Here is a 25,455-nt window from a genome sequence, read left to right as displayed (position 1 = left end):
AACGGCCCCCGCGCTTAATCCCCCCGTAGCGCAAAGCCGTTTCGTCAGCAAAGGCCCGGAGTTTCCCCTCCGGGCCTTTGTCCTGTCCGGCCTCCAGAGTGGACCGCAACGCGGCCCCTGTTATCATCCGAATTCATGGGCGACATCGGCGACATAGAGCTCTTCGCCTCGCTCGGCGAGGAAAACGCCAAGCGCTTCGCCCCGGCGGTCACTTGGCGCACCTACCCGGCGAACGAACTGGTCATCGACATGGACGATGCGTCGAACGACGTGCTTTTCGTCGTCAGCGGCTCGGTGCGGGTCATCCACCGCGCCGACGACGGCAAGCAGGTCATTCTCGGCGAACTGGGAACCGGCTCCATGTTCGGGGAAATGGCGGCCATCGACGGTATCCCCCGCTCCGCAAGCGTCACCACGATGCAGACATCCCTTATCGGCTCCATGAAGGCGGCGGCATTCATGGACGTTTTGGCGCACGAACCGGAGGTGTGCCGCACGGTGCTCAACATGCTGGTGGGGCGCATCCGCTCCCTCAACCTGCAGCTTTACGAGCACGCCTACCTGACGGCCTCCGAGCGGCTCTACGCCGAGCTGTTGCGCCTGTCGCGCCCGCGCCCGGGCCATGATGGCCAGCGGAGCATCTCGCCCCCGCCGAACCAGCAGGACCTCGCCGAACGTATCGGCTCGCGCCGTGAGGTGGTCTCCCGCGCCCTGCGCGCGCTGGAGAAGGACGAACTCGTGGAAAAGACACGTGGGGCGCTGGTGTTGACCGATCCCGGCGCACTCAACCGGCGCATCTCCCTCGAGGCCTGTGGGTCAAATTCGACCAATAAGGCGCCGATGGCCGCGCGGCCATCGGCCTAGATCGCCTTGTTAGATCGCCTTGGCGATCTCTTCGGTCATCTTCTTGGCGTCGCCCAGCACCATCATCGTGTTGTCTTTGTAGAAGACCGGGTTGTCGATGCCGGCATATCCGGATGCGAGCGAGCGCTTGTTGAAGAGCACGGTCCCGGACTTCCAGACCTGCAGCACGGGCATGCCGTAGATCGGGGATGTGGGATCGTCTTCCGCGGCCGGATTGACCACGTCGTTGGCGCCGATGATATAGACCACGTCGGTCTGCGCGAACTCCGAGTTGATGTCCTCGAGTTCGAACACCTCGTCGTAGGGCACGTTTGCCTCGGCCAGCAGCACGTTCATGTGCCCCGGCATGCGACCGGCGACCGGGTGAATGGCGAACTTGACCTCCACCCCGGCCTCTTTGAGTTCGTCGGTCATTTCCCGCAAGGCATGCTGTGCCTGAGCGACGGCCATGCCGTAACCGGGGACGATGATGACCTTCTCCGCGTTCTTCATCAGGAAGGCCGCATCCTCGGCCGAGCCGAGCTTGACCGGCTTCTGCTCGCCGTCGCCGGCGGGGCCCGCGGTCTCGCCGCCGAAGCCGCCGAGAATGACGCTGATGAAGGAGCGGTTCATGCCCTTACACATGATGTAGGACAGGATCGCGCCCGAGGAGCCGACCAGCGCGCCTGTGACGATCAGCGCCGTGTTGCCCAGCGTGAAGCCGATGCCGGCGGCCGCCCAGCCCGAGTACGAGTTCAGCATCGAGATAACGACCGGCATGTCGGCACCGCCGATCGGGACGATGATGAGGATGCCAAGGAGCAGCGAGAGCGCCACGATCGCCCAGAAGAAGAGCGGCGTCTGCTGCTGGCAGAACAGCACGATGCAAGCGATCAGCGCGATCCCGAGCGCGATGTTGATGAGATGGCGGCGCGGCAGAATGATCGGCGCACCCGACATGCGGCCCGAGAGCTTGGCAAAAGCGATAACCGATCCGGTGAAGGTGACCGCGCCGATGGCCGCGCCCAGGGACATCTCCGACAAGCTCGCTACGCGAATACTGCCGGGCGACCCGATGCCGAAGGCTTCCGGTGCGTAATAGGCGGCAGCGGCGACGAGCACGGCGGCCATACCCACCAGTGAATGGAAGGCGGCGACGAGTTCGGGCATGGCCGTCATGGGAATGCGGCGCGCGATAACGGCGCCGATGGTCCCGCCGATGGCGATACCGGCGATGATCATGCCCCAGGACAGACCCGAGTCCGGGCGCGCCACGGCCAGCGTGGTGGCCACGGCGATGGCCATACCGGCCATGCCCATGTAGTTGCCCTGGCGCGAGGTCTCCGGCGACGACAGTCCCCGCAACGCGAGGATGAAGAGGACGCCCGAGACGAGATAGAGCAGTGCGACGAGTTCGGAGGACATGTTCTCAGATCCCCCCCTAGCGGTCTTTACGCCGGTACATGGCGAGCATGCGTTGCGTCACCAGGAACCCGCCGAAGATATTGACCGAGGCCAGGATCAGGCGGCGAAGCCCAGGATCTTCGCCAGCCAATGACCGGAGGACACGACCGCGTCTCCCGCTTCGACCGCGACCGCGAGCAGCGCGCCCACCACGATCACGGAGGACACCGCGTTGGTCACCGACATCAGCGGCGTATGCAGCGCCGGTGTCACGCTCCAGACCACGTAGTAGCCGACGAACACCGCCAGCACGAAAATCGAGAATTGCGACATGAAGTCGTGGCCGCCGCCTTCCGCGGCGTCCGCCGCGTAGGCCACGCCCGCCAGAAACGCATCGGAGGCAAGCGCCGCTACGGCAACGATGATCCCCGTTAGAAGGGTCTTTTTCGTCATGATGTCTTCCCTCCGGCAACCCGCTCGTTGACGATCGCACCGTCACGGGCAATCGCCGTACCGATGGCCAGTTCGTCTTCCCAATCGATGGCGAGCTCTTTGGTTTCCTTGTCGATGAACGGCTCGATGAAAGCCTGAAGGTTCCGCGCATAGAGGCTGGACGCGTTGACCGGCACCTGACCGGGCAGGTTCAACTGGCCGAAAATGCGCACGCCCTTGTGTTCGGCGGTCTCGCCGGGCTTGGTCAGCTCCGCGTTCCCGCCCCGCTCCGCCGCAAGATCCACGATGATGGAGCCCGGCTTCATGCTTTCGATCATCGCTTTCGAGATCAGCTTCGGCGCCGGGCGCCCCGGGATAAGCGCGGTGGTGATGACGATGTCCTGGTTCTTGACATGCTCGGCGACGAGCTCGGCCTGCTTCTTCTTGTAGTCGTCGGACATTTCCTTGGCATAGCCGCCGGACGTCTCGGCCTGTTTGAATTCCTCGTCTTCGACGGCAATGAATTTCGCGCCGAGCGAAGCCACCTGCTCCTTCACAGCGGGCCGCACATCGGTCGCGGTCACGATAGCGCCGAGGCGGCGCGCGGTGGCGATCGCCTGGAGCCCGGCCACGCCGACACCCATGACGAAGACGCGTGCGGCCGGCACCGTACCCGCCGCGGTCATCATCATCGGCAGCGCCCGCTCGAATGCGGCGGATGCATTGACCACCGCCTTGTAGCCCGCGAGGTTCGATTGCGAGGACAGGACGTCCATGCTTTGAGCGCGCGTGATGCGCGGCATCAACTCCATGGAGAAGAGCGACACGCCGGTCTTGGCAAGGGCCTCGAGACCGGCCCTGTCCGAGAACGGATCCAGCATGCCGATCAGGGCCGCGCCCTTCTTCATCGCCTTGGCAAGGTCGACGGACGGTCGCCGGACGGTGAACACCACGTCCGCATCGGAAACCGCGTCCTCGTCGGACTTGGCGATGGACGCGCCGGCCTCTTTGTAGTCGTCGTCGCTGAAATGGGATCGAAGACCCGCGCCAGACCGCACCGTGACCTTGGCGCCGGCTTTCACCAGCTTCTTGACGGTCTCGGGGGTAAGGCCGATCCGAGGCTCCTCGGAGCCTTCCGCGGGTACGCCAATTGCAATCATCTTGGCTCCCTTTGCTACGGGCGCACCCATCCACTATTGACGGTGCGCCGAGCGCTGTCGGGTTCTAGAAGAGCGGGAGGCCAGGCGCCTCCCATCCGTGGTTGGCCTTAAGCCTAGGTGAGGAAGAGGCCCATGGCCGCAACGATTGCCACACAGGCAAGCGTGCCCCAAAGGAACAGCCCACAGAAGAGCTTGTACGTGCCGAGATGCTCGGCGTAATCCATTTCCGGGTGGCCCTCTTTGGGATCAATGTGCATTCGGCTATCCCCCTAGATCTTTATCTTTGCTTGGCGACTGTTTCGCGCCACGTCGCGACATCGTCGCATCACCGGGAAATAGCAGACTAGAGGGCCTGCCGCAATAATCCTCAGGTGAGCAGGGCCCCTCGGGAACTAGTCCAATAGTACGATCATGTGCCCGTCCGGATCCCGGACGGCGGCCCCGTTTCCACCATCCGCGAGCCTGACGAGACCGTACGAAGAGGGTACACCGGTCGATTTCAGGGCCTGTACGAGCGCGTCCAGCCCCTCCACCCGGTGGACCTGCCGGACCGAGGCCACGTCATTCGCTTGCGGCGGCGGCAGGGGCGCGGGCCCCGGCGGCTCCCGGTAATGCAGCAGCTCCACATGGGGCGTCGGCTGATCTTGGGGCTGGAGCGCCACCACATCGACAAGGCAACCGGGAAGACCGTCGAGGAGATCCTGCCCTGCCCCCTGATTCAAGGAATGCCCCCCGATCCGCATCCCGAGCAGCCCGGTGTAGAATGCGAGGCTACGGTCGAGGTCGGTCACGACGATAGCGGTGTGGTCGAAGCCGCGAATGCGGGCGCGCCCGTCTGCCAGCGGGCATCGCCGACCCCATCCGGAAACGAGATCAACTCAAGCGGATGTCCCTCCGGATCGCGGAACTTGAACGCGGTCACGCTGCCGGTATTGGGCGGCAACAGCACGGGGGCACCCGCCGTCACGACTTCCGGCTTTAGATTCTCGAGCCGCGACCACACGGCCTGAATATCGCCCGCGACCAGGGCTACGTGCTCGAACCACGGATCTTCGACGCGCGCGGGGCCGGATACGGCGCCCCGGGCGGATCGAACGCCGCGAGCCTCAGCGTTTCCCGGTCGAAGCAGATATCGGCTGTCCGCATATGGGTACCGGCCTTGAGTCCCAGGAGCGCATTCCACCGCGCGTCCTGAGAGCTTTGGACGGGACCTGCGTCGAGCCCGAGCCCATCGCGAAAGAAGCCTATCGCCCGGTCGAGATCGGCAACCGTGATGTCGACATGGACAAGCTGCGTGACAGGCATGCGGCAACGTCCTTATCCAAAAATTCCCGGCCGGGCCGCCACGAAACGGGGGTCGTCCAACTGCACGAGCATGAGCGTCGCGGGCTCCTTGCCCACGGTGCCCGACTTGTGACCGTAATGCCCTTCCGCATCGGGCTTGGTGTGCTGATCGGCGCCGAAGGAAATCTCGCCCGGCCCCATCTCGACCCGCGTGCCGTCCGTAGTTTCCACGTACCAAGTCCCCGACAGCGGAATGATCCATTGCGGTTTGGGGTTCTCGTGCCAATCGCCCACCCACCCGACCGGCAGCACGCACACCATCACGTTCGCCTTCGACTCGCAGACCTCCGCGTTCCATTGCGGCGCGGCGTTCCCGCCCATGCTCTGCATCGCGAAATTCGTGAGCGCGCATCGGGTCTGCCGGGTCGTCCCATCGTCGCCCGTCCAAACATGCCAATACGAGAGGGTCGGTGCCGTCATGGAGTCAACGGCCCTCCGGCGCTCCGGCAACGGTCAAAACCTCCGGTGTCAGCATCGTCACCTCCTCGATCTCCTTTTCCGCGCTCTGGAAGAACCCGCTCGCGAGCATCACGAAGATCAGTCCGCCGACGAGACCGAAATTCTTGAAGAAGTCCCAGACATGCGGATTGCCCTCGCTGTCGGACGACCAGAACCGCGGATAGCTCCAGAAGTTGTGGAACAGGAGCGCGGTGATGGCGCAGTAGCCGGCAAGGACGAATGCGGCGATGCCGTCGTAGAAGCCGAACACGATCATCGGCGGCGTCAGCAATTCGACGGCCATAGCCGGATAAAGCAGCGCCGCGCCGCCCGGAAGCCAGCTCGAGGACGCCTGCTTCACCGCCGCCTCGTGATTGATGATCTTGTCGATAAAGCTGAACGGAAAAATCCAGACAATGAAGATGCGCGCCAGCACCGGCAGCGCATCGTTGATCAGCCACTCCATCGCCAGCCCCTCCTTCCGATGAATATCGGTTCCGGTGAATGTCGGGTCGTTGGCGAATCCTCGGGCATGTGGCGTGCGATCACAACCCTTGTCGCGTATTTGTCAGGAAACTGTCTCAGACGCATCGGCGCCGGGAAGCGGCACGCCCGCCAACGAGAAGGCCTCCGACTGGCGCTGCGTAACGGTACCCACATCGACGCCCGCGATGGCTTCGTCGAAGAGGTCGTGGAAATTCAGCGCCGCATTCAGATGCAGGAACACGCCGCCGAGTCCGATCGCGGCACGATCCATGAACACGAATTCGCGGGGTATGGTGACGGGCCCCTTGTCGCGTAGGGCCTGATGTACCTGAAAGGCTTCTCTTCGCCCGTACATACCCGGATCCACGTCGTCCGCGATCGTGCGCACACGATCGTCCAGCATCGGGCCATAGATAAATCGGGCCCAGATGTTCAGTATGTCGATGAGCTCGTTCGACAGGCCGGCGAAGCCCCATGTCTCGTAGGCATGCACGACCAAGGCCCGGTCTTCGCGCAGCAGCCCGTTGTACAGGTCGATCACACCCTGGATGAACTTGGGCGCGAACGTCCGCATACAGCCGTAGTCGAGCAGGTTGATCCCGGCAGCCCTGCCACCACCGTCCTCGAACACCGTGTAATTGCCGAGATGCGGATCGCCGTGAATGACCCCGTAATGGCTGAACGGATACCACCAGGCGCGGAACATGGCCTGCGCGATCGCATTGCGGTCTTCGAGCGGGCTGTCTTTGTAGTCGAGGAGCTTTCCCCCCTCGAGCCACGTCATCGTCAGCACACGGTCCGTTGATAGCGCCGGCAGCACCTCCGGCACCCGCACCGCGGCGTCGCTCGCGAAGATCTCGCCATAGAGGCGGGTCATCCCGGCCTCGCGCCGATAATCGAGCTCCTCGCGCAACCGATCCGACAGTTCCTTTAGCACTTCGGACGTCTCGACCGCGGGCCGCATGCGCCTGTGCACCGAGAACAGCATGCCGAGTTGCACCAGGTCCGCCTCGACGGCCGAGCGCATGTCCGGATATTGCAGCTTGACCGCCAGGTCCCGTCCGTCGTGAGCCACCGCCCGATGAACCTGGCCGAGAGAGGCCGACGCCGCTGCCTCGTACTCGAAGTTGGCGAACTTGCTTTCCCAGCCCGGGCCGAGCTCGGCGGCCATACGCCGCTTGACGAACCCGCGGCCCATGGGCGGCGCATGGCTCTGCAGCTTGCCCAGGGCCTCGGCATATTCGGGAGGTAATGCGTCGGGGATGGTCGCGAGCAGCTGCGCCACTTTCATGATGGGGCCTTTGAGACCGCCCAGCGCCATTGCGAGCGCGGCGGCCTCCTTCTCGGTCTCCGAATCCAGTCCGAACAAGCGCCGCCCTGCCATGCGCGCGGCCACGCCGCCCACATTCGCGCCGACACGGCCGTAGCGCATAGCCCGCGCGCTGAAGCGGTTCTTTTCGCGATCCGTGGTCTCCGGGTCGTCCTTCGGCGCATCACCCGAACGGTCGGACAAGTCGTTCATGAATTCCGTAACCCTTCCCCTATCAATGGGATACACCACATATAGGATCGCGAATCCCGACACACGATAGCCGATCCCAAGAACGTCACTTCCAGAACAAGATTTTCATGCCGTACTCAAAAATGCTCACGCCGCCATCATTGCCGGCTGTCTCTTCGCGGCAGCGGCCCTCGTTACCGGCGGGCTGGCGGAGAACTATCCGGCGCTCGACATCGTGAACAACGGTCTGCTTCTGCTTGCGGTTGGCCTTGCCGTGCTCTTTCTCCTGAGCCTCGCCTTGCGCAGCCGCATGCTGATCGTCACGACCGGCGCGCTTCTGGCCATCGCACTCGCCACGTTGATCCCGAACCTTTCCGGAACAGCTGCAAACGCGCCGGAGAATGCCGAGCGGTTCTTGCGCGTGGCGACGTTCAACATGTGGGGCAAGGGCGATCTGCATCTGCAAAAGGTCGAAGCGTTTCTCGCGAAGACCGAGCCGGACGCGTGGTGCTGGAAGAGATCCGCTGGAAGCACGAGGGGTTCCTTCGCGACATGCAGGACGTCTACCCCAACCAAGCGGGCAAGCACGGCCTCGTGATCCTGTCCAAATATCCCATCGTGGACAAAAGCCGCCTGGATCGTCCGGGCCAACCCTATTGGCAATCGTTGATCGTGGCGTGGGCAAAGCTCGATGTGGATGGCCGCGAGGTCAACATTGTCGGCGCCCACATGTCGCGGCCATTCTACGCGTCGCAACAGAAAAACGATTACGACCACCTGACGAAGTTTGTGCAGTCCCTGACCGGCCCGGTCATCGTCGCGGGCGACTTCAACGCAGCGCCGTGGACGCACAAGGCCCACAAATTTTCCGCGACGACCGGTTTGGGCAGATTCAACACGTTCGTGCCCACGTGGCCCGCGCGTTGGAAGGCTCTGCCCCTGGTGCCGGTGCTGCCCATCGACAATGTGTTCGTTTCGCCGCAACTGACGAAGATCGATCTGTCGGTGGGGAACCGGCTCGAATCCGACCACCTGCCCGTGGTCGCCGATATCGCTTTCGTGGACTAGGATGTGGACCGTTCGGCCCCGTTGCACTTGAAGGAGCCCATGATGCTTTCGATGCGTCCTCTCATCGTTGCCGCAACGTTGGTCATGAGCGGGTTTGCCGCCGGCATGCCCGCCCATGCGGCCCCGGACGCGAGCCCTGCGATCGAGATCTGGAAGTCGCCCACCTGCGGCTGTTGCCAGAAATGGGCCGACTATCTCACCGAGAACGGATTCGACGTCTCGGCGAAGAACACGACCCAGGGGATGCTCAATCGCATCAAAGCCCAAGCCGGCATCGGACCGAAGCTCTCCTCGTGCCACACGGCGCGGATCGACGGCTACACGATCGAGGGTCACGTCCCCGCCGACGACATCAAGCGGCTTCTCGAGGAGCGCCCCGACGCCATCGGCCTCACCGTCCCCGACATGCCGCTGGGTTCGCCCGGCATGGAGCACCTGACGGCAAGACGGAGCCCTACGAGGTTCTTCTCGTGAAGAAGGACGGCAGCACGGAAATCTTCGCGCAGCACTGACGGCCTGCCGTGCCGGGCTGAGCTGCCGAGCCCCTAGCTCTTGACGAATCTATCGAGCGCTTCGCGATAGGAGCGCATGGCATCGCGCGCCACTTCGATCTCGGCCTCCAGCGCCTCGGAATCCGGCGACCGGGGCCGCTGCTTCGGGCGCGCGCGGAAGCGATCAGCAGCGCCAGCACCACCATCGGCGTCAGGAAATCCGTCACAAGGATCGGACCCGCGTTGCCTGGTGTCAGGTTGTGTAGGCCATGATGTCGTGCACATGGCCGATGCCCGCGCCAACCAGGAAGCACGAAGCGGCAATCGCCACGGCGACCCGCGCATAGAACGTCGTGAACGCCGCATAGAGGCTCGCAAGGCCAAGCCCGAGATTGGCGTAGCCCACCTCGAACTGGAACGGGCTCGGCGGCCAGCCGATCGCGGCGGCGGACTGGGCGGGAAACATGACGTGACCGATGAAGGCCCAAATCCCGAGCAGCCCGAGCGGGAAGATGAAGACGTAGCGCAGGGCCCGGTCGAGCACGAACCAACGCAGCAGGGGCCGGGGAGCGCGCCACAGCGCGATACCCCAGCAGGCTAACGCGGCAACCCAAGCAAGAAGGGGAACCAGCGCAACCTGACTCATGTCTTCTAGGCCTCCGCGACCACCGCCCGGTCCATCTCTTCGAGCTCGTCGATAAAGCCCTCGATCACCTTGAGACCCATGGACCAGAAATGGGGCTCCGATGCATCAAGACCGAAAGGCTTCAAAAGTTCCCTGTGATGCTTCGTGCCGCCCGCGGAAAGCATTTCGAGATACCGCTCGGCGAAGCCCGCATCGGCTTTTTCGTACACAGCGTAAAGCGAATTCACCAGGCAATCGCCGAAGGCATAGGCGTAGACGTAGAACGGCGCGTGGATGAAGTGCGGGATGTAGGACCAGAAGGTCTCGTATTCCGGCTTGAGCTCGATGGCCGAGCCCAGGCTCTCGCGCTGGACGTCCATCCAGATCTCGCCGAGGCGGTCGCTGGTCAGCTCGCCCTCGCGGCGCTCGGCGTGCACCTGCCGCTCGAAGCTGTAGAACGCGATCTGCCGCACAACCGTGTTGAGCATGTCCTCGACCTTCGCGGCGAGCAGCGCCTTGCGCTCGCGGGGGCTCGGCGCCTGATCGAGCAGCTTCCGGAAGGTCAGCATTTCGCCGAACACGCTTGCCGTTTCCGCGAGCGTCAGCGGCGTCGGCGCCATGAGTGCGCCCTGCTTCCCTGCCAGCACCTGGTGCACGCCATGGCCCAGCTCATGGGCCAGCGTCATCACGTCCCGCGGCTTGCCCTGGTAGTTGAGCAGAACGTATGGGTGTGCGCTCGGCACGGTGGGATGCGAGAAGGCACCCTGCTGCTTGCCCTCGCGGACTGGCGCGTCGATCCAGCCATCGGCGAAGAAGCGCCCGGCGATCTCCGCCATGCGCGGCGAGAAATCGCCATAGGCGGTGAGCACCGTCTCCCGTGCATCGTTCCAGCCGATGACCTGTTTGGGCTCTTCGGGCAGCGGCGCATTGCGGTCCCAATATTTCAGCGTATCCATGCCGAGCCATTTGGCTTTCATGGCGTAGTAGCGATGCGACAGCTTCGGGTAGGCGTCGCGCACGGCGGCCACCAGCGCATCGACCACGTCCCGCTCCACGCGGTTGGACAGGTGGCGGCTATCGGCCACGTCCTCGAAGCCGCGCCAGCGATCCGAGATCTCCTTGTCCTTGGCGAGCGTATTGGTGATCAGCGTGAAGAGCCGGATGTTGTCCTTGAACACCTTCGCGAGCGCCTTGGCGGCGTGCTTGCGGTTCTTCTCTTTCGGATCGAGAAGCAGGTTGAGGGTCGGCTCCAGGCTCAGATCCTGACCGTCCACGTCGAAGCGCAAATTGGCCATGGTCTCGTTGAAGAGCCGGTCCCACGCCCCGCGCCCGCTCACCGCCTTTTCGTGGAAGAGCTGCTCCAGCTTGTCCTCGAGCTGATAGGGCTTCTCTTTCCGCAAATCCTCGACCCAGGGCCGGTAGTGGCCGAAAGACGGCGTGGCGAGCGCCTTTTCGATCGCCGCATCGTCGAGACGGTTCAGCTCCAAGGGGAAGAACAGAAGCTGCGAGGAGATCGCCGTGATCGTCTCCTGGATATCGCCGTAGAATTTCTGCCGCCGGGGATCGGTCGTGTCGGCGGCGTAGAGCAGGCTGGCATAGGACGCGACCCGTCCGAGCACGTCGTTCAGAGCCTCGAAGCTGCGCACGGCCTCGGCAAGCGCTTCGCCGCCCGCGCCGCCGTCGAGGAGCCCTTCGAGCTTGCCCGCATAGCGCTCGTGCATGGCCTCGGCGTCTGCCGGGCCTTTTCCAGATCGGCCTTGAGCGCGGGGGCCTCAGGGGCATCGTAGAGATCGCCAAGGTTCCATTCCGGCAGATCGCCCAGCGCGGCGCCCTCGCCCGGCTTGGCGCCGGCCTTTTCGAGCGCCTTGGGCGAGAACGTTGCTGAGAAATGGGGAAACAGGCCAGGGGCAAAGCAGGGGGGCAGCATCGGTCTTGAAAATCCTCTTTGGCGGGGTGCGAGTGGTGCCGGAGGCGATTCGCTATCACCCGAATGCGTCGATTCCTTACGCCTAGTTTGGGTAGCGTCCGCGCCGCCCGCAAGGGCTTAAGAACGCTTTGTTGTGGGACGCAAACTTACGCATTCGCAACAGTTTCCCCAAAATCGAACTGCGATAAAGAACATGTTTACCCTTCGAGTGCACTGTTTTGGCACAGCAGGGGTCACGTTGCCTCAAGTGTATCGGCCTCATCGGCGCCTGCTCCAGTAGTTGTTTGCGTAACCAGTGAGTTTTGCGTCATGCCCAAGTGCGTCTTGGTCGTCGATGACGACCCTACACATCGCCGTATTCTTGAAGAGATTACGAGGCGGTTCGGCTACGAGGTTCAATCCGCCGATGGCGGCGAGGCCGCACTCGCTGCACTGCAGGCCGGTAATGCCGGCGATATCTCCCTGGTCCTTCTCGACCTGGTCATGCCCGGAACGGACGGCATGGCCGTCCTGAGCGCCATGCGTTCCCTCCCAAAAAAACCGCCGGTCATCGTACAGACGGCCAATGGCAGCATCGACGCGGCGATCGCGGCCATGCGCGCCGGCGCGGTCGACTTCGTCGTCAAGCCCGTGAGCCCGGAGCGGCTCGAAGTCTCCATCAAGAACGCGCTCAAGATCGAAGCGCTCGCCGGCGAGATCAATCGCATGAAGGCGTCTGCTGACGGCAAGCTCGGCTTTTCCGATCTGATCGCTGGCAGCGAGACCATGGAGCGTGTCATCGAGATCGGACAGCGCGCCGCCTCATCGAACATCCCGGTCCTGATCGAAGGCGAGTCGGGCGTGGGTAAGGAACTGATTGCCCGCGCGATCCAGGGCGAAAGCGCCCGGAAGACAAAGCCGTTCGTCACCGTGAACTGCGGCGCCATTCCGGAGAACCTCGTCGAAAGCATTCTCTTCGGCCATGAGCGGGGCGCGTTCACCGGCGCCACCGACAAGCGGGTCGGCAAGTTCGTCGAGGCCGACGGCGGCACCCTGTTCCTCGACGAAATCGGCGAACTGCCTCTCGATGCACAGGTGAAGCTGCTGCGCGCGCTTCAGGACGGGGAGATCGATCCCGTCGGCGGCAAGCAATCGGTGAAAGTCGACATCCGGCTCATCTCCGCCACCAATCAGAACCTGATCAAGCTGGTGCAGGAGGGCCGCTTCCGCGAGGACCTCTACTACCGCCTCAACGTCTTCCCCATCTGGGTGCCGCCCCTGCGCGAGCGGCTGGATGACGTTCCCGAGCTCATTCGCCACTTCACCGCGCGCTTCGCCGCCGAGGAAGGCAAGAGCATCGACGGCACGGATGCGGAGACGGAAGCGATGCTCCAGCGGTACAGCTGGCCAGGCAATATCCGCCAGCTCGAGAACGCGGTGTTCCGCGCCGTGGTGCTCGCGGACTCACCCACGCTGACGGTCAGCGAGTTCCCGCAGATCGCCGCGCACGTGGAAGGCTACGCGGTGACCGTGCCGCCGGCCCCAGCGCCGAAGGACCTGACGCCTCACATCGACGGACCGGTCGTGCTCGGCCAGTCCGCCGACACGCCGAAGACAATTCATGTCCCGACGCGGAACGGCAAGGATTCGGTCGGCATCCCCGCTCTCAGCGCCAACGGCGACATCCGATCGCTCGAGGATGTCGAGGCGGACATGATCCGGCTGGCCTTCGGACGCTATCGCGGCCGCATGACGGAGATCGCCAAGAGGCTCGGCATCGGACGATCCACGCTCTACCGCAAGATGCGGGAGATCGGACTCGAAGCGCGGCCGAACTAGGACAGAAAGGGGGACAAGCGCCATGAAGGCTACTTACGCAACCGCACTGACGCTTCTTTGCGCGACTCTGCCGGGTCTGCCCGCTACCGCCGCGCAAGACGAGACGACCAGCACTGCAATGCTGGGCGCCGATCCGCGCAGCACCGAGTTCCTCCGTATGCAGATGTTCGACTCGGGCGAGAGCACCGTCACGCCCGACTCCGTGATGGACGCGCCTGCCGTCGATACGGTCCAGCGCGCCGAACCGGCCAAGCCCGCCGATCCTCTTCGCAAGGCGGTACAGGCACAGCTGTCCGAAGGCGGTCCGGCTACGGACAACCTCAGAGCCGACGAGAAGACCGCGCTCGTGGACTACTACGCCGACCCGGACCTTCCGCTGCTGTGGGTCGACGGACGCGGGCTGACTGCCCGTGGCAAGTCCGCGATTGCCGAGATCGAACGCGCGGACGAGTACGGCCTGGACGCGGTGGACTACAAGCTGCCGCGCCTGAGCGAACTCGATAAGACATCACCGGACGCGCTCGCGGTGGCGGAAATTCAGATCAGCCATGCCGTGCTCGCTTACGCGCGCGACGCACGCGGCGGCCGCGTCGACCCCCGGCGTATCTCGCGCAATCTCGATCCGACCCTTGCGTTGCCGAAGCCCTCCGAGGTCATCCAGTCGATCGCCTACCGGTCGGATGCAGGCGCGTATTTGCGCAGCTTCCAGCCGCAGCATCCGCAATTCGAAGCCTTGCGCCGGAAGCTCGTCGACTTGCGCGGCGGCAAAACCGATACGGCTACCAAGGAACCCGCGATTCAGATCCCGAGCGGACCGCTGCTCCGGTTCGGCGACCCGACCCGCAAGTCGCTCTGCTGAGAAGGCGGCTCGGCGTGCCCCAAGGAAGCGACCCCGAGCTCTATGACGAGACGGTCGGCAAGGCGGTGAAGCGCTTCCAGACGGCGCACAACACCGCGGCCGACGGCGTGGTCGGCCCGGGCACACGGCGGCTCTTGAACAATCCGCATCTGCGCAACGCCGGCAACCCGGCGGACATCGAGAAGATTCTCCTGAACATGGAGCGCTGGCGTTGGCTACCCCAGGACCAGGGCCGGTTCTACGTCACCGTGAACGTGCCCGAGTTCATGCTGCGCGTGGTGAAGGACGACGAGGCCGTCTACACGACCCGCGTCGTGGTCGGCAAAACCAAGACGCCGACGCCAATCTTCTCCAACGACATGAAGTCCGTGGTGTTCGGTCCCTATTGGAATGTGCCGAACTCCATCAAGACCGGCGAGATCCGGCCCTATATCCGCCCCTATGGCGGAGGCTGGTATGGGCGCCGCTGGGACACCCGCGTGCTGGCGCAGCACGAACTGCGCATCAAGTATAACGGTCAGGAAATCGACCCGCAGAGCATCGACTGGAGCCGCGTCGACATCCGCAAGCTGCACTTTTACCAGCCGCCGAGCCCCACGAACGTGCTGGGTCGCGTCAAGTTCGTGTTTCCGAACAAGCATGACGTCTACATGCACGACACCCAGGAGAAGCACTACTTCAACAAGACCGTCCGCGCGGAGAGCCATGGCTGCATGCGCGTGCAGAATCCGGACGAGTTCGCTGCTGTCCTTTTGAAGTACGACCGCAACTGGAGCGCCGAGAAGACGAGAGACGCCTTTAACACCGGCTACGACAAGCACGTGCCGCTGAACAACGCGATCCCCGTCTACGTCACCTACTTCACGCTGTGGGTGAACGAGGATGGGTCTATCAAGACCTATGGCGACCTGTATGGGCACGACCGCCGCATGCGCACGGCCCTGCTCAAGAACGGCCGGGACTACGCCGCGGTGAAGCGCCCTGCCGAAACGGCCAAGAAAGAGCGGCAGGCGGAGATGGCGCCGAAACGCGCCGGCACGCGCTTCGCGCGGACCGGGTACTAGCCAATCGCGCCTGACCTTAAAGATTGTCTTCGCCCATCCGGGCGGAGTACGCCTAGCCGCCAGCACCGGCGGCCACGCAACCTTCCGAAAAACCGCGCTATTCGGGCGATCAGAAATCGTTAACTACGCTCGGAAGTGCGTGTTTACGGTTAAGGGCTTTGCCTTGTTTTTCGCTCATTTTATTTGTTTACTGTTGCTTATAGGTCGCAGTGGGGCACACGCGACCCTGGCACAGGACGGCCTTAAGGGCTTGGTGTCATTGGGGAAAGTCGCTGATAACGCCGACGAGGGTATACGGAAAGACGGGGATGCGTTTTCGGGGGAGTCTTGTACGCCGCGCCATGCTGCGCGCTGCAATCGCGACGATGGGCGCCGCTGGCCTCATCGGTCACGCGACGGTTGCCTCCGCCGAAGACCGTACCCTTTCCATGTATGAGATCCATACCCACGAGACGATCACCGTCACGTACAAGCGCGACGGCGTGTGGGACGAAGAAGCGCTTAAGAAGCTCAACTGGTTCATGCGCGATTGGCGCGCCAAAGAGCCCACCAAGATGGACCGGGAACTGATCGATCTGATCTGGACCCTCCACACTAGGCTCGGCTCGAAGGAGCCCATCCACCTGATTTCGGCCTATCGCAGCTCGAAGACCAACGAAAAGCTCCGCCGCGCAGGTGGCGGCCAGGCACGGCGCAGCCAGCACACGCTCGGCAAGGCTCCGACATTCATTTCCCGGACATTCCGGTGGCGAAGCTTCGGGCTTCCGCCCTCATCCAAGAGATCGGTGGCGTGGGCTATTACCCGAAGTCCGGCATCCCCTTCGTCCATGTGGACGTCGGCAACGTCCGCATGTGGCCGCGCATGCCACGCCTTGAGCTCGCAGCTCTGTTTCCGGACGGCAAGACCGACTATGTGCCGTCCGACGGACGGCGGATCACCAAGCAGACTATGACCGCGCCGAGTCCAAGGGCATGGTCGACCACGTCTTGATTGCGCAGGCGCAAGGCCTGACCGGGACAGCGGTCGCCTCCTTCACACCACCGCCCACACCGAACCCGGTCCGGGTCTTGGCGCAGCTTTCCGAACCGCCGGTGGCCATGCCGGTCGTTGCCTCCGCGTCGGACACCCAATTCAAGCCGATGGCGCTCGCACCGGCGGATGCGGAGATTCCCGAGCAAGACAAGCCGTCTAACGGCGTGGTGCTGGCAAGCCTTGGCGGGACCCTGCCCTGGGCGCGCGAGCCTCTCCGTCCGACCGAGGCCAGCCAGCCCATTCCGTCTCAGAGCCAGCAGCCGGACGCTGCCTCCATCACGGCCCGGGCAAAGGTGCCGAGCTATCAGGAAGCCAAGCCAGTCGATGCCCCCGCGTTCGACGACGACCATCCGGACGAGCTGACCTATGTCGCGGTCGAGACCGCGCGACTGATGGCTGTCCCCTCGATGGCGCACGACCGCGAGGTCGCCCCGATGTCCCATCCCGAACAGGGCAATATCGACTACATGTTCCGTGACATGGAAGGATCAAGCCGCTTCGGGCTGCGCCCCAGCTCAGGCTATCTCGGCCTCGCAAGCATTCGGACTCTGACAGGCCCGGCCGTGCCGAGCCTCTATGCCTCCGCCCCGAAGGAAGGCCCCACGCGCCTCGCCGCCCGCTAGCCGAGGCCGCATGAAGGGCTGACGCACGCCAGCCCCGCACGCTTCGGATTACGCCGCCTCGGACTCCTCTTCATCCATGCCGAGCGCATGGAGATAGGTCGTAAGGATCATTTCCTCCTCGCGGCGCTTATTATCATCCTGCTTCCTGATGCTGATGAGCTTGCGCAGCGCCTTGACGTCGAATCCATTGCCCTTGGCCTCCGCGTAGACCTCTTTCAGATCCGCGGACAGCGCCGCCTTTTCTTCCTCCAGCCGCTCGATACGGGATACGAAGGCACGAAGCTGATCTTTGGCCGATGTCTGAAGCTGCACGGTTTGTTCCTCAAGGCTTTTATGATGGTTCGATGAAGTCGCGAGCTTGGGGCCGAATCGGAATGAGCGGCAAGGCACAAGACGCGGCTTTTCCCGCTTATCCAAAGCCGTGCGCGGCGCGAAGCACTGCCGCCGCGCTAAGTCATTAATCTTGCTGTTGATTTCGTCGGAGACGGGAGGCGCTAGGTCTGGTACTTCGCCTTCCACTCGTCATAGGGCATGCCGTAGACCATCTCCCGGGCTTCGTCCTTGCTGACCGGTACGCCCCGCTCGTCCGCCGCCTCCAGATACCAGCCGGACACGCAGTTCCGGCAAAAGCCCGCAAGGTTCATCAGATCGATATTCTGGACATCGGTCCGCTCCTGCAGGTGCTCCACCAGCCGCCGGAAGGCCGCGGCCTCGATTTCTGTTTTCGTCTTCTCGTCCATCACGCACCTGCCTCTCAGTCGCCTGTGTGGGAGCCGTGGGTCTCGATCCGATGCAGCCCCTCCGCGGACTGGAGCACGTCCGAAACCGCGCGCGCAAGATGCGCCGCCCATTCTGCCTGGCCCTCTTCGCCGAGAATCAGGTCCTGGCGAACCTCGATCAGCGCATGGGCGAGCCCCCGGGAGGTGGCATGCCGGTAGAGCGTGTCGCCCTTGAGCTGCCCGGAATACGGCTCGTTGTCGCCGATGACCGCGTCGGGAATGGTCCCCAGCTTCTCGAGCAGCGGCAGCGGTACCCGCGGGTCCTTATCCCACAGGACCGAGGCGTGCCAGGGCCTCGGGTGCCCTTTCCAGGCCTGGGTGAAACTATGGAGCGACAGGATGACCGGCGGCTTGCCCGCCTCGATCCCGGCGTCGACGGCCCGGCCGATGGCGGCGTCGTAGGGGCGGTAGAAGCGGTCGAGCCGCTCTTCGCGCGCTTCCGCACTCAGCCTCACATTGCCGGGCACCACGAGCCCGTCGGCGACCTCCATGATGAGGGTCGGATCGTCGAGACCACGGTTCGGGTCTATGAGGAGCCGGGAGAACTGGCTGATGACCGCAGGTGCCCCCAGCATCTCGGCCAGGAAGCGGGTGACGCCCTCCGCGCCAAGGTCGAAGGCGATATGCCGGTGGAGGTCCTCGGGCCGCAGTCCAAGGGTGTGTAAGTCCTCGGGCACGCGATTCTGGGCATGATCACAAAGGAGCAAAAGACCAAGCTTTACATCCCCTTCGATGGTCCGGTATGGCTTCTCGCTCAAATCTTCTTGTATCAAAGTATCCAGACTGAACTCCTGAAAGCGGTAGGGCCCAACGACACGACGACAGGGCCGCGACACATTTACCTCAAAGTTGGGCGGTGTTTTATGGGCGAGGCCTCAGCTTTATAATCGAGCCCTGCCAGTCAGAGAAATGCAACCTATTCGACGCTACTGTCCGGCGTTGGTCAAACGCCACTTCAGACCCCGAGATTTCGATGTTTACCTCTAACGTGATCCGAAACGCCATGCCCGTTTGGGCCACCCTACGCCGCTGGTCCGCCGCGGGCACGATGGCGGCCGGCCTCACGGCGCTCGGCATCCTGACGGGGACCGGCGTCTCGCCCGCTAACGCGGACCTGAAGTTGTGCAACACGACCGCCAGCCGTGTCGGCGTCGCGATCGGCTACAAGGATACCGAGGGCTGGGCCAGCGAGGGCTGGTGGAATATCGCCTCCCACACCTGCGAGACTTTGCTCAAGGGTGTGCTGATAGGCCGCTACTACTACATCCACGCGGTGGACTATGACCGGGGCGGTGAATGGGCGGGCGGCCTCTACATGTGCACGGACGACAAGTCCTTCACCATCCGCAATACAACGGACTGCGAAAAGCGCGGGCATAAACGCACCGGCTTCTTCGAGGTCGATACGGGCGAAGAGAGGGATTGGACAGTGCGTCTGACGGACCCAGAAGGCGAAGCAAAGAACCAAGGCGCAACCGACGAGTCAAGATCGTCGCCACGCTCGGTCCTGCCTCCACCAACGAAGATACGATGCGGCGCCTGTTCGAAGCGGGCGCCGATGTCTTTCGCGTGAACATGAGCCACGCGACCCATGACGGCTTGCGCGAAGTCCACGGGATTGTCCGCAAGCTGGAGTCGGAGTTCTCGCGCCCTATCGGGATCCTCGTGGATCTTCAGGGGCCGAAGCTTCGCATCGGCAAGATCGAATCCGGGACGATGCGCCTGACCCAAGGCGATGTCGTGAGCTTCGTCCGCCGCGAGGATGTCGGCGGTCTGGGCCGCATCCACCTGCCCCATCCGGAGATCTTCGAATCCGTCGAAGCCGGCCACACGATGCTGCTCGACGACGGCAAGCTCAGGCTGCGCGTGGTGGAAGCGTCCGACGTCCGCATCGACGCCGAGGTCTTGAACTCGGGTCTTCTCGGTAGCCGCAAGGGCATCAGCATGCCCGATACGGTCCTGCCGTTCGGTGCGCTGACCGACAAGGACCGGTCCGACATCGAATGCGCCAATGCCATCGGCGTCTCCTGGCTCGCACTTTCGTTCGTGCAGCGCCCCGCCGACATCGAAGAAGCGCGCAAGCTGAGCCGCGGACGCACCGCCATCATGGCGAAGATCGAGAAGCCCACGGCGATCCACTACCTGAAGGAAATCGTCGATCTGGCCGACGGGATCATGGTGGCGCGCGGCGATCTCGGTGTTGAGATGCCCGTCGAGAAGGTCCCCGGTCTCCAGAAGCAGATCAGCCGGGCCGCGCGCAACGCGGGCAAGCCGGTGGTGGTCGCAACGCAAATGCTGGAATCGATGATCTACGCCCCCGTTCCGACGCGGGCCGAAGTCTCCGATGTCGCGACCGCTGTGTTCGAAGGCGCCGACGCCGTTATGCTGTCGGCGGAATCGGCTGTCGGCAAATATCCGGTGGATGCCGTGGCCACCATGAACCGGATCGCCATCGAGGTGGAACACGATCCGCTTCATGCGGCGATCATCCATGCGCAACGTATCGACCCGAAAGCGACGGGCGCGGACGCGATTTCAGCGGCCTCCCGGACTGTGGCCGAGACCCTCAATCTCGCGGCCATCGTCTGTTACACCGCCACGGGCGCCACGGCGCTACGCGCCGCGCGCGAGCGGCCGCAACAGCCGATCCTGGCCTTGACGCCGATCCCTCGAACGGCGCGGAAGCTGACCATTGTGTGGGGCCAGCACTGCGTTCTTGCAGACGACCCGATCAGTCTCGACGACATGGTCGCCAAGGCCTGCCGCATTGCGTATCAGGAACTTCGCCAAAGCCGGCGAGCAAGTGATCGTCACCGCCGGCGTCCCGCTTGGGAAGTCGGGCGCGACGAATCTCTTGCGCATCGCCGAGGTCGATCCCACCGACGATATCGAGATCCCGTAGGACCGCTTGCTGGCTAGAGAGCTCGTCTAGAGGACGTGGCTAGGTATCTTGTCAGATATCCTGGCCTTCGACTTCGCGCGAGAGCGCATCGACCCCGGCCTGGGCGTCGTCCATATAGGGATTGACCGCTAGCGCCTGGCGGTAGGCCTTCAGCGCTTCCTTCTTCGCCCCGAGCTGCTCCAGGACCAGCCCGAGATCCGTGATCGCCCGGTAGTGCTTGTCATCCAGATTCAGGGCCTGCCGCAGATCGGCCAGCGCCCGCTCCGGCTTGCCCGCGAGGACGTTGACCTTGGCGCGCAGATACCAGGCTTCTGCCTCCTCCGGCGCGATGTCCACGACGGCGTCCAGAACCGCGAGAGATAGATCCACATCCGACTCGTTGGCGAATAGTGTGGCGCGGCTCATCAGAAGATCGACCGTGTCGCTGCCGCTCATGGACCACAGCTCCTCGATCGCCTCGGTGATCGGTGCGGCCTCGGTCGGGCTCTTGGCCTGAGCGAGGCGCTCATAGAGCCCTTCCAGCAATAGGGGCCGCTCGGCGGGATCGAACGCAGGCGGGACGGCACCCGCGATGGCTCCTTCCCCGTCGCCCGGCGCTTCGCCCGACGCCCAGCCCGGGACGCGTTCCGGCCCGGCGCCGAGATCGTTCTCCTCCAAGTCCTCGAAATCGAGGCCCCCGAGCCCCGGATCCTCCCCGGGCGGACGCTGGGCCTCGCCGTCGAATTCCTCGAAGAACTGCGCGAGCACGGTGGGCGGACCGGCGCGAACCGGCGCCGGCACGAGGAACGCCACGCCCAGCAAACATAGACCTAGTTTTTGGCCCGGAAGTCTCATAGGCAAAAAATTACGGGGCCCAATAGGGCCCCGTCAAAGCTTTTCCGCATCGGCGCCCCCAAACCGTCTGGAAAGGGGGCAAATCCATGGAGAACGCAGCCTGGGGTTAGCCTCGAAGGCTAACCTTGGCGCGCCTTGAAGCGGCGGTTGGTCTTGTTGATCACATAGAGCCGGCCACGGCGGCGAACCACCCGGTTGTCCCGGTGGCGCTTGACCAGGGCCTTCAAAGAATTCTTGATTTTCATCTCACGCCATCCATTTCGGCTGAAAAAACAGTCCGGGCGGCCCTTGGATAAGAGCCGCCCGAAATTTGAGCCGGACCATAAGAAGACACCGTCCTGCTGTCAACTTGCCGGCGGCGCTTGGACCGAGACACAGAAAACCCCGGCGCACGTGTCGCCGGGGCATCTGCTTCCAAACGGGTCCGGATATTACTCCGCGACCTTCTTCGTGACCTTGAAGTCCTTGTCGAGGTAGACGTCGAACTGCTTGTCGTCCTCGCAGACAACATCGTCGGCCTCGTAGCCGCCGTTCTCCATCTCGATATTGGTATCTTCGACGGTACATCCCATCGCCTTGATCGCCATCTCGACGCCCTCGACCTGCTCCTCGGTCAGCGCCTCGTCGGCAGCGTATGACGTCGTCGCACTGGCAAACATGAGAGCAAATGCCGTAATCAAAATTCGCATAGGTCGTTCCTCCTTTTGGCCAGTCCCCAATATGGGGTTCGCACCTGAGTAGTAGAAGTCTTTCCTAAAACAACGCTGAATATTTCCCGAACAACATGTATGCATTAACGTAATTGGCAGCGCTGTGTTCCGGCATAGTGGGAATACTTTTTGGTACGGCATTGGAGAATATCGAGGTCATGACGGCGCACTACCGCCGCAAGAATTGATCTAGCGCCTCTCGCGGCCGAAGAGGCCCTCGCGGGCGGGCGGCCTTTCGCGGCTCTCTTCGCGCGCGCGGCCCGCCTCCCCTTCGCGTCCGAATAGTCCCAGTCCGAGCGGGCCGCGGGCGCCTTCGCGCTGCTCCCTCCCGCGCTCCTCGGGCATCGCCGTATGAATCACTTGGCAAGGCCGGTGGCGCACCTCCCCGAGCTTGGGCTGGATGATGTGGTCGAGTGCATTGAACGGAAAGGCGAGCGATCCGGCGAGCGCGTTCAGCACCGGCGCGCCTTCGAGATGGAGCGTGGGATGATAGAGGTTGCCCTGGATGGCGAAAGGCTGCGTGACCTTGATGAGCTCCTGCCGCAAGGGCTGGGGCTTGAAACGCAGATCGACGGTTTCACGCCGCAGGTTCACGTAACCAACACCGGCGATCTGAACCTCGCGGGTCTCGAAGACAAGGCCGCGGGTGGTGCCCCGCCCCTCGGCGAACGCAAACGGAGCCACGACGCAAACGAGCTCGGCACCGCCGCCGTCGTGCCCCCGCGACAGAAGCCAGGCCGGAAGGCTCATCCCCGTCAGATTGATCAGGTCCGTTCCCACCCAGCCGTCGCGCAGCGAGAACTCACCGACCCGCCAAGCGTGTGGGGAATCTCGGCGACGCTATCGCCCGCGCCTGTTAGGTCGTAGTCGACGAAGAGCGTCCCGCGAACCGGGAAGTTCACCTTCATCTCTTTCAGGATCGTGCCGATGGCCAAGCTGTCCACGTTGCCCTTCAGCGCAAAGCTGGTCGGCTTCTTGATCGTGTCGATCTTGCCCGACGCCGTCGCCCGGCCGCCGAGATAGGTGAGAGCCAGCGGGTCGAGCCCCACCACCCCCGAGAGATACGTCACCTGGCCCTTGATGTTGCTCGCATCGGTTCCGCCGCCCGCGATCTTGGCGACATCGATCTCGACGTCGACCGGCAGATCGTTCCACATGTCGGAGTAGTCGACGACGTCGAGGTCCTTGTCGTCGATCTTCTGCAGGTAGGTCGTGCCGACCGCATGAAGCTTCTTCATGTCCGACAGATGCAGGAGCGGCGAAGACAGACTGCCAGACAGCGACGGCTTTCCATCGGTGACGACGCCGCTGAGCACACCTTTGATCGTGGTGTCGCCCGCCAGCGCCGTCCCGGCGAGGTCTAGCCTATTCTTGCCGCCCGACACGGTGCCGTCGAATTTGACTTGGCCCACATCGGCGACCTTCGAGTCGAGAGCCTCAGCCAAGCTTCGAAGCTTGGAATGTCCAGTTGCGTGGCAAGGTCGAAGTCGTCTCCCGCCTTCACGTCGTCGTAGGAGAGATCGACCGACAGCGCCAGCAGCTTGCTGTCCGTCACTTTCGCCGATAGGGCCTCCAGACCGAGCGATCCATCGGCGTCGGAGACCTCGAAGTCTCCGGCAAAATGGCCGAGCCCGGCCACCTCCTTCTTCACAGCGAGATCAAGAAACTCCGTCGTCGGAATATCGACAACGCCCTTCAGGTGCACGCCCTTGAAGTCGATGATGTCCTTCACGTCGCCAGTGATGCGCAGACCCGGATGGTCCGTGTCGCCGGCGAGAATGACAAGGTCGTAGAGCCCAAGCCGACCCTCTTTGTCCTTGTATAGCCTCTCGGCGGTAATCGGACCCAAACTGCTCAGCGTGGTATCGATGGCGGTGGTGTCGATGGTGAGGTCGCGCACCAGGACACCGTCGACCGAACCCTTCAGCTTCCCCGAGAAACCCGCGATGCCGATTTTGAGGAAGGGCCAAACCTGGCTGTCCGGTGGATCGTGCTGCTTGATCTTGCCGTTCAAGGCCAGATCGAGACCGGTCATGGCGGTCAGATCGTTGATTCCACCGGAGAGCGTATAGACGTCCCCCGACTCGAAATTGGTCGTGAACTCAAGATCGGAAAGCTTCAGGGCCTCGAGCGGCCCGGATATCCGGCCGGAGATATCGCTGGAGCCATTCAGTTCACCCTTGATCCCGTAGATCTTGAGGGATTGCGCCAGCGACGGCACCTCGGCCGTCACCTTGAGATCGATCGCGTCGCCGGCAGAACCGAAGGCATAGTCGCCGGACAAGGCCGCCACGAGGCCGGGATGCTCGACGGAGAAGTCGAACGTCCGTTTCTGTCCATCCACCCGCGGCTTCACGTCGCCGCCGAACTTCCAGGGCTCTCCGTTCATGCGCCCCTTCGCATCGACACCGATCGACCCGTCATCCCTTGCCTTGCTCACCACCGCATCGAAGGCGTAGTCGACCGTAAATCCGGTTTCCTGATCGGTGATATCGAGCGTGGCGTCGTGCAGCTCGAAATTGCTGGAGGTGCCCGAGTGCACGACGTTTCCGACGAACTCAGCAATCGCTTTGATGCCTTGCACTTCGGTACCGCGCCTTGCGGCATATCGATCGCAACCTTGAGACCGTCGACGGTCAACCCGCTCAGGTCCAGCCGGCCCGTTAACAGCGGCAGCAGCGGGATCTCCACATCGACGGCCTTGACCGACAGGTCCTTCATGTCCGAGGGCAGCCGGCTCTCGACGGCGACGATGTCTTGCAGGGACACCTTGGGCTCGAGGCTGAAGCCGATCTCGACGGGCCCTTTGACCTCGACCGGCACTTCGATGGCTTCGCTGATGAAGTACTCGGCCGCCTTACGCCGCACCTCTTCGAACGGTCCGGCCGAAATCAGCAAAAGCCCCGCCAGCGGAACGGCGAGGATCAGAAGCAAAATAAAGCCGACTTGGAGGATCGTCCGAAGAAACGATTGAAGGCTCATGGGGAAACAAACTGCCACGGTTGGAGTGCCGCGAGCCTACCCCAAGGCCACAAACGTTCAAAGCCGACATCCGCCCTCGCCTGGGCCGCGCGCGGCCAATTCGCCGCCCGGACGAATGCCGTGGACGAACGC

The 25,455-nt window shown here is 63.4% G+C and carries 29 protein-coding genes and 4 pseudogenes; 11 read left to right on the top strand and 22 right to left on the bottom strand.

What is annotated here, in order from left to right; all coding sequences use genetic code 11:
• Nucleotides 1-135 precede the first annotated feature (135 nt).
• Nucleotides 136-864: a Crp/Fnr family transcriptional regulator gene (locus AUC70_RS02955; RefSeq protein ID WP_069443525.1), complete on the top strand. Its 729-nt coding sequence runs from the start codon at nt 136-138 to the stop codon at nt 862-864.
• A 9-nt stretch (nt 865-873) separates the two neighbouring features.
• Here the strand turns inward: AUC70_RS02955 and AUC70_RS02950 are convergent, their stop codons facing one another.
• From AUC70_RS02950 to AUC70_RS02905, 10 genes and pseudogenes are all read right to left on the bottom strand, one after another.
• Nucleotides 874-2,268 (bottom strand): NAD(P)(+) transhydrogenase (Re/Si-specific) subunit beta, encoded by a 1,395-nt coding sequence (locus AUC70_RS02950; protein WP_069443524.1) that lies wholly within the window; start codon nt 2,266-2,268, stop codon nt 874-876.
• Between the two features lie 16 nt (nt 2,269-2,284).
• A pseudogene (locus tag AUC70_RS02945) lies at nt 2,285-2,700 on the bottom strand (proton-translocating transhydrogenase family protein).
• A complete protein-coding gene (locus AUC70_RS02940; RefSeq protein ID WP_069443568.1) occupies nt 2,697-3,836 on the bottom strand; it encodes a Re/Si-specific NAD(P)(+) transhydrogenase subunit alpha in 1,140 nt (379 codons plus the stop codon). The pseudogene AUC70_RS02945 and the gene AUC70_RS02940 overlap by 4 nt, the downstream one beginning before the upstream one ends.
• 116 nt (nt 3,837-3,952) lie before the next feature.
• Entirely contained in the window at nt 3,953-4,096 is a 144-nt protein-coding gene (locus AUC70_RS02935; RefSeq protein ID WP_083241200.1) for an aa3-type cytochrome c oxidase subunit IV, read from the bottom strand.
• A gap of 135 nt (nt 4,097-4,231) precedes the next feature.
• Nucleotides 4,232-4,630: a VOC family protein gene (locus AUC70_RS02930; protein WP_069443522.1), complete on the bottom strand. Its 399-nt coding sequence runs from the start codon at nt 4,628-4,630 to the stop codon at nt 4,232-4,234.
• Nucleotides 4,627-4,842 (bottom strand): VOC family protein, encoded by a 216-nt coding sequence (locus tag AUC70_RS02925; protein ID WP_069443521.1) that lies wholly within the window; start codon nt 4,840-4,842, stop codon nt 4,627-4,629. The genes AUC70_RS02930 and AUC70_RS02925 overlap by 4 nt, the downstream gene beginning before the upstream one ends.
• Nucleotides 4,843-4,868: 26 nt before the next feature.
• Entirely contained in the window at nt 4,869-5,144 is a 276-nt protein-coding gene (locus AUC70_RS02920; protein WP_069443520.1) for a VOC family protein, read from the bottom strand.
• Nucleotides 5,145-5,156: 12 nt separating this feature from the next.
• Entirely contained in the window at nt 5,157-5,603 is a 447-nt protein-coding gene (locus AUC70_RS02915; protein WP_069443519.1) for a cupin domain-containing protein, read from the bottom strand.
• Nucleotides 5,604-5,607: 4 nt separating this feature from the next.
• Nucleotides 5,608-6,087, bottom strand: a complete 480-nt coding sequence (locus AUC70_RS02910) for a DoxX family protein (RefSeq protein WP_069443518.1) — start codon at nt 6,085-6,087, stop codon at nt 5,608-5,610.
• Nucleotides 6,088-6,189: 102 nt separating this feature from the next.
• Nucleotides 6,190-7,629, bottom strand: coding sequence for an ABC1 kinase family protein (locus AUC70_RS02905; RefSeq protein WP_069443517.1), 1,440 nt, complete (start codon nt 7,627-7,629; stop codon nt 6,190-6,192).
• Nucleotides 7,630-7,843: 214 nt separating this feature from the next.
• On the opposite strand from AUC70_RS02905, the gene AUC70_RS17005 reads away from it, so the two are divergent.
• Genes AUC70_RS17005 through AUC70_RS02890 form a run of 3 tightly spaced genes read left to right on the top strand, consistent with a single transcriptional unit; the run spans nt 7,844 to nt 9,150 of the window.
• Nucleotides 7,844-8,206, top strand: a complete 363-nt coding sequence (locus AUC70_RS17005; RefSeq protein WP_158007341.1) for a hypothetical protein — start codon at nt 7,844-7,846, stop codon at nt 8,204-8,206.
• Nucleotides 8,161-8,676: an endonuclease/exonuclease/phosphatase family protein gene (locus AUC70_RS17000; protein WP_244505471.1), complete on the top strand. Its 516-nt coding sequence runs from the start codon at nt 8,161-8,163 to the stop codon at nt 8,674-8,676. Before AUC70_RS17005 ends, AUC70_RS17000 begins: the two co-directional genes overlap by 46 nt.
• Nucleotides 8,677-8,715: 39 nt before the next feature.
• On the top strand, nt 8,716-9,150 hold the full coding sequence (locus tag AUC70_RS02890) for a DUF411 domain-containing protein (RefSeq protein ID WP_244505470.1): 435 nt from the start codon (nt 8,716-8,718) through the stop codon (nt 9,148-9,150).
• Between the two features lie 270 nt (nt 9,151-9,420).
• Here the strand turns inward: AUC70_RS02890 and AUC70_RS02885 are convergent, their stop codons facing one another.
• The gene (locus tag AUC70_RS02885; RefSeq protein WP_069443514.1) at nt 9,421-9,813 is read right to left on the bottom strand and encodes a DUF6790 family protein; all 393 of its coding nucleotides are present in this window, start codon (nt 9,811-9,813) and stop codon (nt 9,421-9,423) included.
• A 5-nt stretch (nt 9,814-9,818) separates the two neighbouring features.
• Nucleotides 9,819-11,719 (bottom strand): annotated as a pseudogene (locus AUC70_RS02880) (M3 family oligoendopeptidase).
• A 309-nt stretch (nt 11,720-12,028) separates the two neighbouring features.
• Between AUC70_RS02880 and AUC70_RS02875 the strand changes: the two are divergent.
• From AUC70_RS02875 to AUC70_RS02855, 5 genes and pseudogenes are all read left to right on the top strand, one after another.
• A complete protein-coding gene (locus AUC70_RS02875; protein WP_069443513.1) occupies nt 12,029-13,537 on the top strand; it encodes a sigma-54-dependent transcriptional regulator in 1,509 nt (502 codons plus the stop codon).
• A 22-nt stretch (nt 13,538-13,559) separates the two neighbouring features.
• Nucleotides 13,560-14,396: a L,D-transpeptidase scaffold domain-containing protein gene (locus AUC70_RS02870; RefSeq protein ID WP_141701920.1), complete on the top strand. Its 837-nt coding sequence runs from the start codon at nt 13,560-13,562 to the stop codon at nt 14,394-14,396.
• A gap of 14 nt (nt 14,397-14,410) precedes the next feature.
• A complete protein-coding gene (locus tag AUC70_RS02865) occupies nt 14,411-15,460 on the top strand; it encodes a L,D-transpeptidase family protein (protein WP_069443511.1) in 1,050 nt (349 codons plus the stop codon).
• Between the two features lie 308 nt (nt 15,461-15,768).
• Nucleotides 15,769-16,451: pseudogene (locus AUC70_RS16020) on the top strand (peptidoglycan L,D-endopeptidase MepK).
• Nucleotides 16,433-17,116 (top strand): hypothetical protein, encoded by a 684-nt coding sequence (locus AUC70_RS02855; RefSeq protein ID WP_069443509.1) that lies wholly within the window; start codon nt 16,433-16,435, stop codon nt 17,114-17,116. Before AUC70_RS16020 ends, AUC70_RS02855 begins: the two are co-directional and overlap by 19 nt.
• A 48-nt stretch (nt 17,117-17,164) precedes the next feature.
• On the opposite strand, the gene AUC70_RS02850 is transcribed toward AUC70_RS02855, so the two are convergent.
• The 3 genes from AUC70_RS02850 to AUC70_RS02840 form a co-directional block, all read right to left on the bottom strand.
• On the bottom strand, nt 17,165-17,428 hold the full coding sequence (locus tag AUC70_RS02850; protein ID WP_069443508.1) for a DUF2312 domain-containing protein: 264 nt from the start codon (nt 17,426-17,428) through the stop codon (nt 17,165-17,167).
• Between the two features lie 182 nt (nt 17,429-17,610).
• Nucleotides 17,611-17,856 (bottom strand): DUF1244 domain-containing protein, encoded by a 246-nt coding sequence (locus AUC70_RS02845; RefSeq protein ID WP_069443507.1) that lies wholly within the window; start codon nt 17,854-17,856, stop codon nt 17,611-17,613.
• A 14-nt stretch (nt 17,857-17,870) separates the two neighbouring features.
• On the bottom strand, nt 17,871-18,653 hold the full coding sequence (locus tag AUC70_RS02840; protein ID WP_244505469.1) for an N-formylglutamate amidohydrolase: 783 nt from the start codon (nt 18,651-18,653) through the stop codon (nt 17,871-17,873).
• 290 nt (nt 18,654-18,943) lie between these two features.
• On the opposite strand from AUC70_RS02840, the gene AUC70_RS02835 reads away from it, so the two are divergent.
• Nucleotides 18,944-19,468, top strand: coding sequence for a DUF1036 domain-containing protein (locus AUC70_RS02835; RefSeq protein WP_141701928.1), 525 nt, complete (start codon nt 18,944-18,946; stop codon nt 19,466-19,468).
• Nucleotides 19,384-20,797 (top strand): annotated as a pseudogene (gene pyk, locus AUC70_RS02830) (pyruvate kinase). The gene AUC70_RS02835 and the pseudogene pyk overlap by 85 nt, the downstream one beginning before the upstream one ends.
• 51 nt (nt 20,798-20,848) lie before the next feature.
• Here the strand turns inward: pyk and AUC70_RS02825 are convergent.
• The 7 genes from AUC70_RS02825 to AUC70_RS02795 all read right to left on the bottom strand — a co-directional run bounded on the left by AUC70_RS02825 (nt 20,849) and on the right by AUC70_RS02795 (nt 25,323).
• On the bottom strand, nt 20,849-21,577 hold the full coding sequence (locus tag AUC70_RS02825; protein WP_158007339.1) for a tetratricopeptide repeat protein: 729 nt from the start codon (nt 21,575-21,577) through the stop codon (nt 20,849-20,851).
• A gap of 173 nt (nt 21,578-21,750) precedes the next feature.
• On the bottom strand, nt 21,751-21,876 hold the full coding sequence (ykgO, locus tag AUC70_RS02820) for a type B 50S ribosomal protein L36 (protein ID WP_045368701.1): 126 nt from the start codon (nt 21,874-21,876) through the stop codon (nt 21,751-21,753).
• Nucleotides 21,877-22,062: 186 nt separating this feature from the next.
• Nucleotides 22,063-22,320 (bottom strand): PepSY domain-containing protein, encoded by a 258-nt coding sequence (locus AUC70_RS16995; RefSeq protein ID WP_069443505.1) that lies wholly within the window; start codon nt 22,318-22,320, stop codon nt 22,063-22,065.
• 210 nt (nt 22,321-22,530) lie between these two features.
• The gene (locus tag AUC70_RS02810; RefSeq protein ID WP_069443504.1) at nt 22,531-23,121 is read right to left on the bottom strand and encodes a hypothetical protein; all 591 of its coding nucleotides are present in this window, start codon (nt 23,119-23,121) and stop codon (nt 22,531-22,533) included.
• Nucleotides 23,106-23,753 (bottom strand): AsmA family protein, encoded by a 648-nt coding sequence (locus AUC70_RS02805; protein ID WP_069443503.1) that lies wholly within the window; start codon nt 23,751-23,753, stop codon nt 23,106-23,108. The genes AUC70_RS02810 and AUC70_RS02805 overlap by 16 nt, the downstream gene beginning before the upstream one ends.
• Nucleotides 23,702-24,883 carry an AsmA family protein gene (locus AUC70_RS16990; RefSeq protein ID WP_158007338.1) on the bottom strand — a complete coding sequence of 394 codons (1,182 nt, stop codon included), beginning with the start codon at nt 24,881-24,883 and terminating at the stop codon, nt 23,702-23,704. The genes AUC70_RS02805 and AUC70_RS16990 overlap by 52 nt, the downstream gene beginning before the upstream one ends.
• A complete protein-coding gene (locus AUC70_RS02795) occupies nt 24,778-25,323 on the bottom strand; it encodes an AsmA family protein (protein ID WP_069443501.1) in 546 nt (181 codons plus the stop codon). Before AUC70_RS02795 ends, AUC70_RS16990 begins: the two co-directional genes overlap by 106 nt.
• Nucleotides 25,324-25,455 lie beyond the last annotated feature (132 nt).

It is taken from the genome of Methyloceanibacter stevinii (genome assembly GCF_001723355.1).
GTDB lineage: Bacteria > Pseudomonadota > Alphaproteobacteria > Rhizobiales > Methyloligellaceae > Methyloceanibacter > Methyloceanibacter stevinii.
This window is presented reverse-complemented; position numbering and strand designations above follow the sequence as displayed.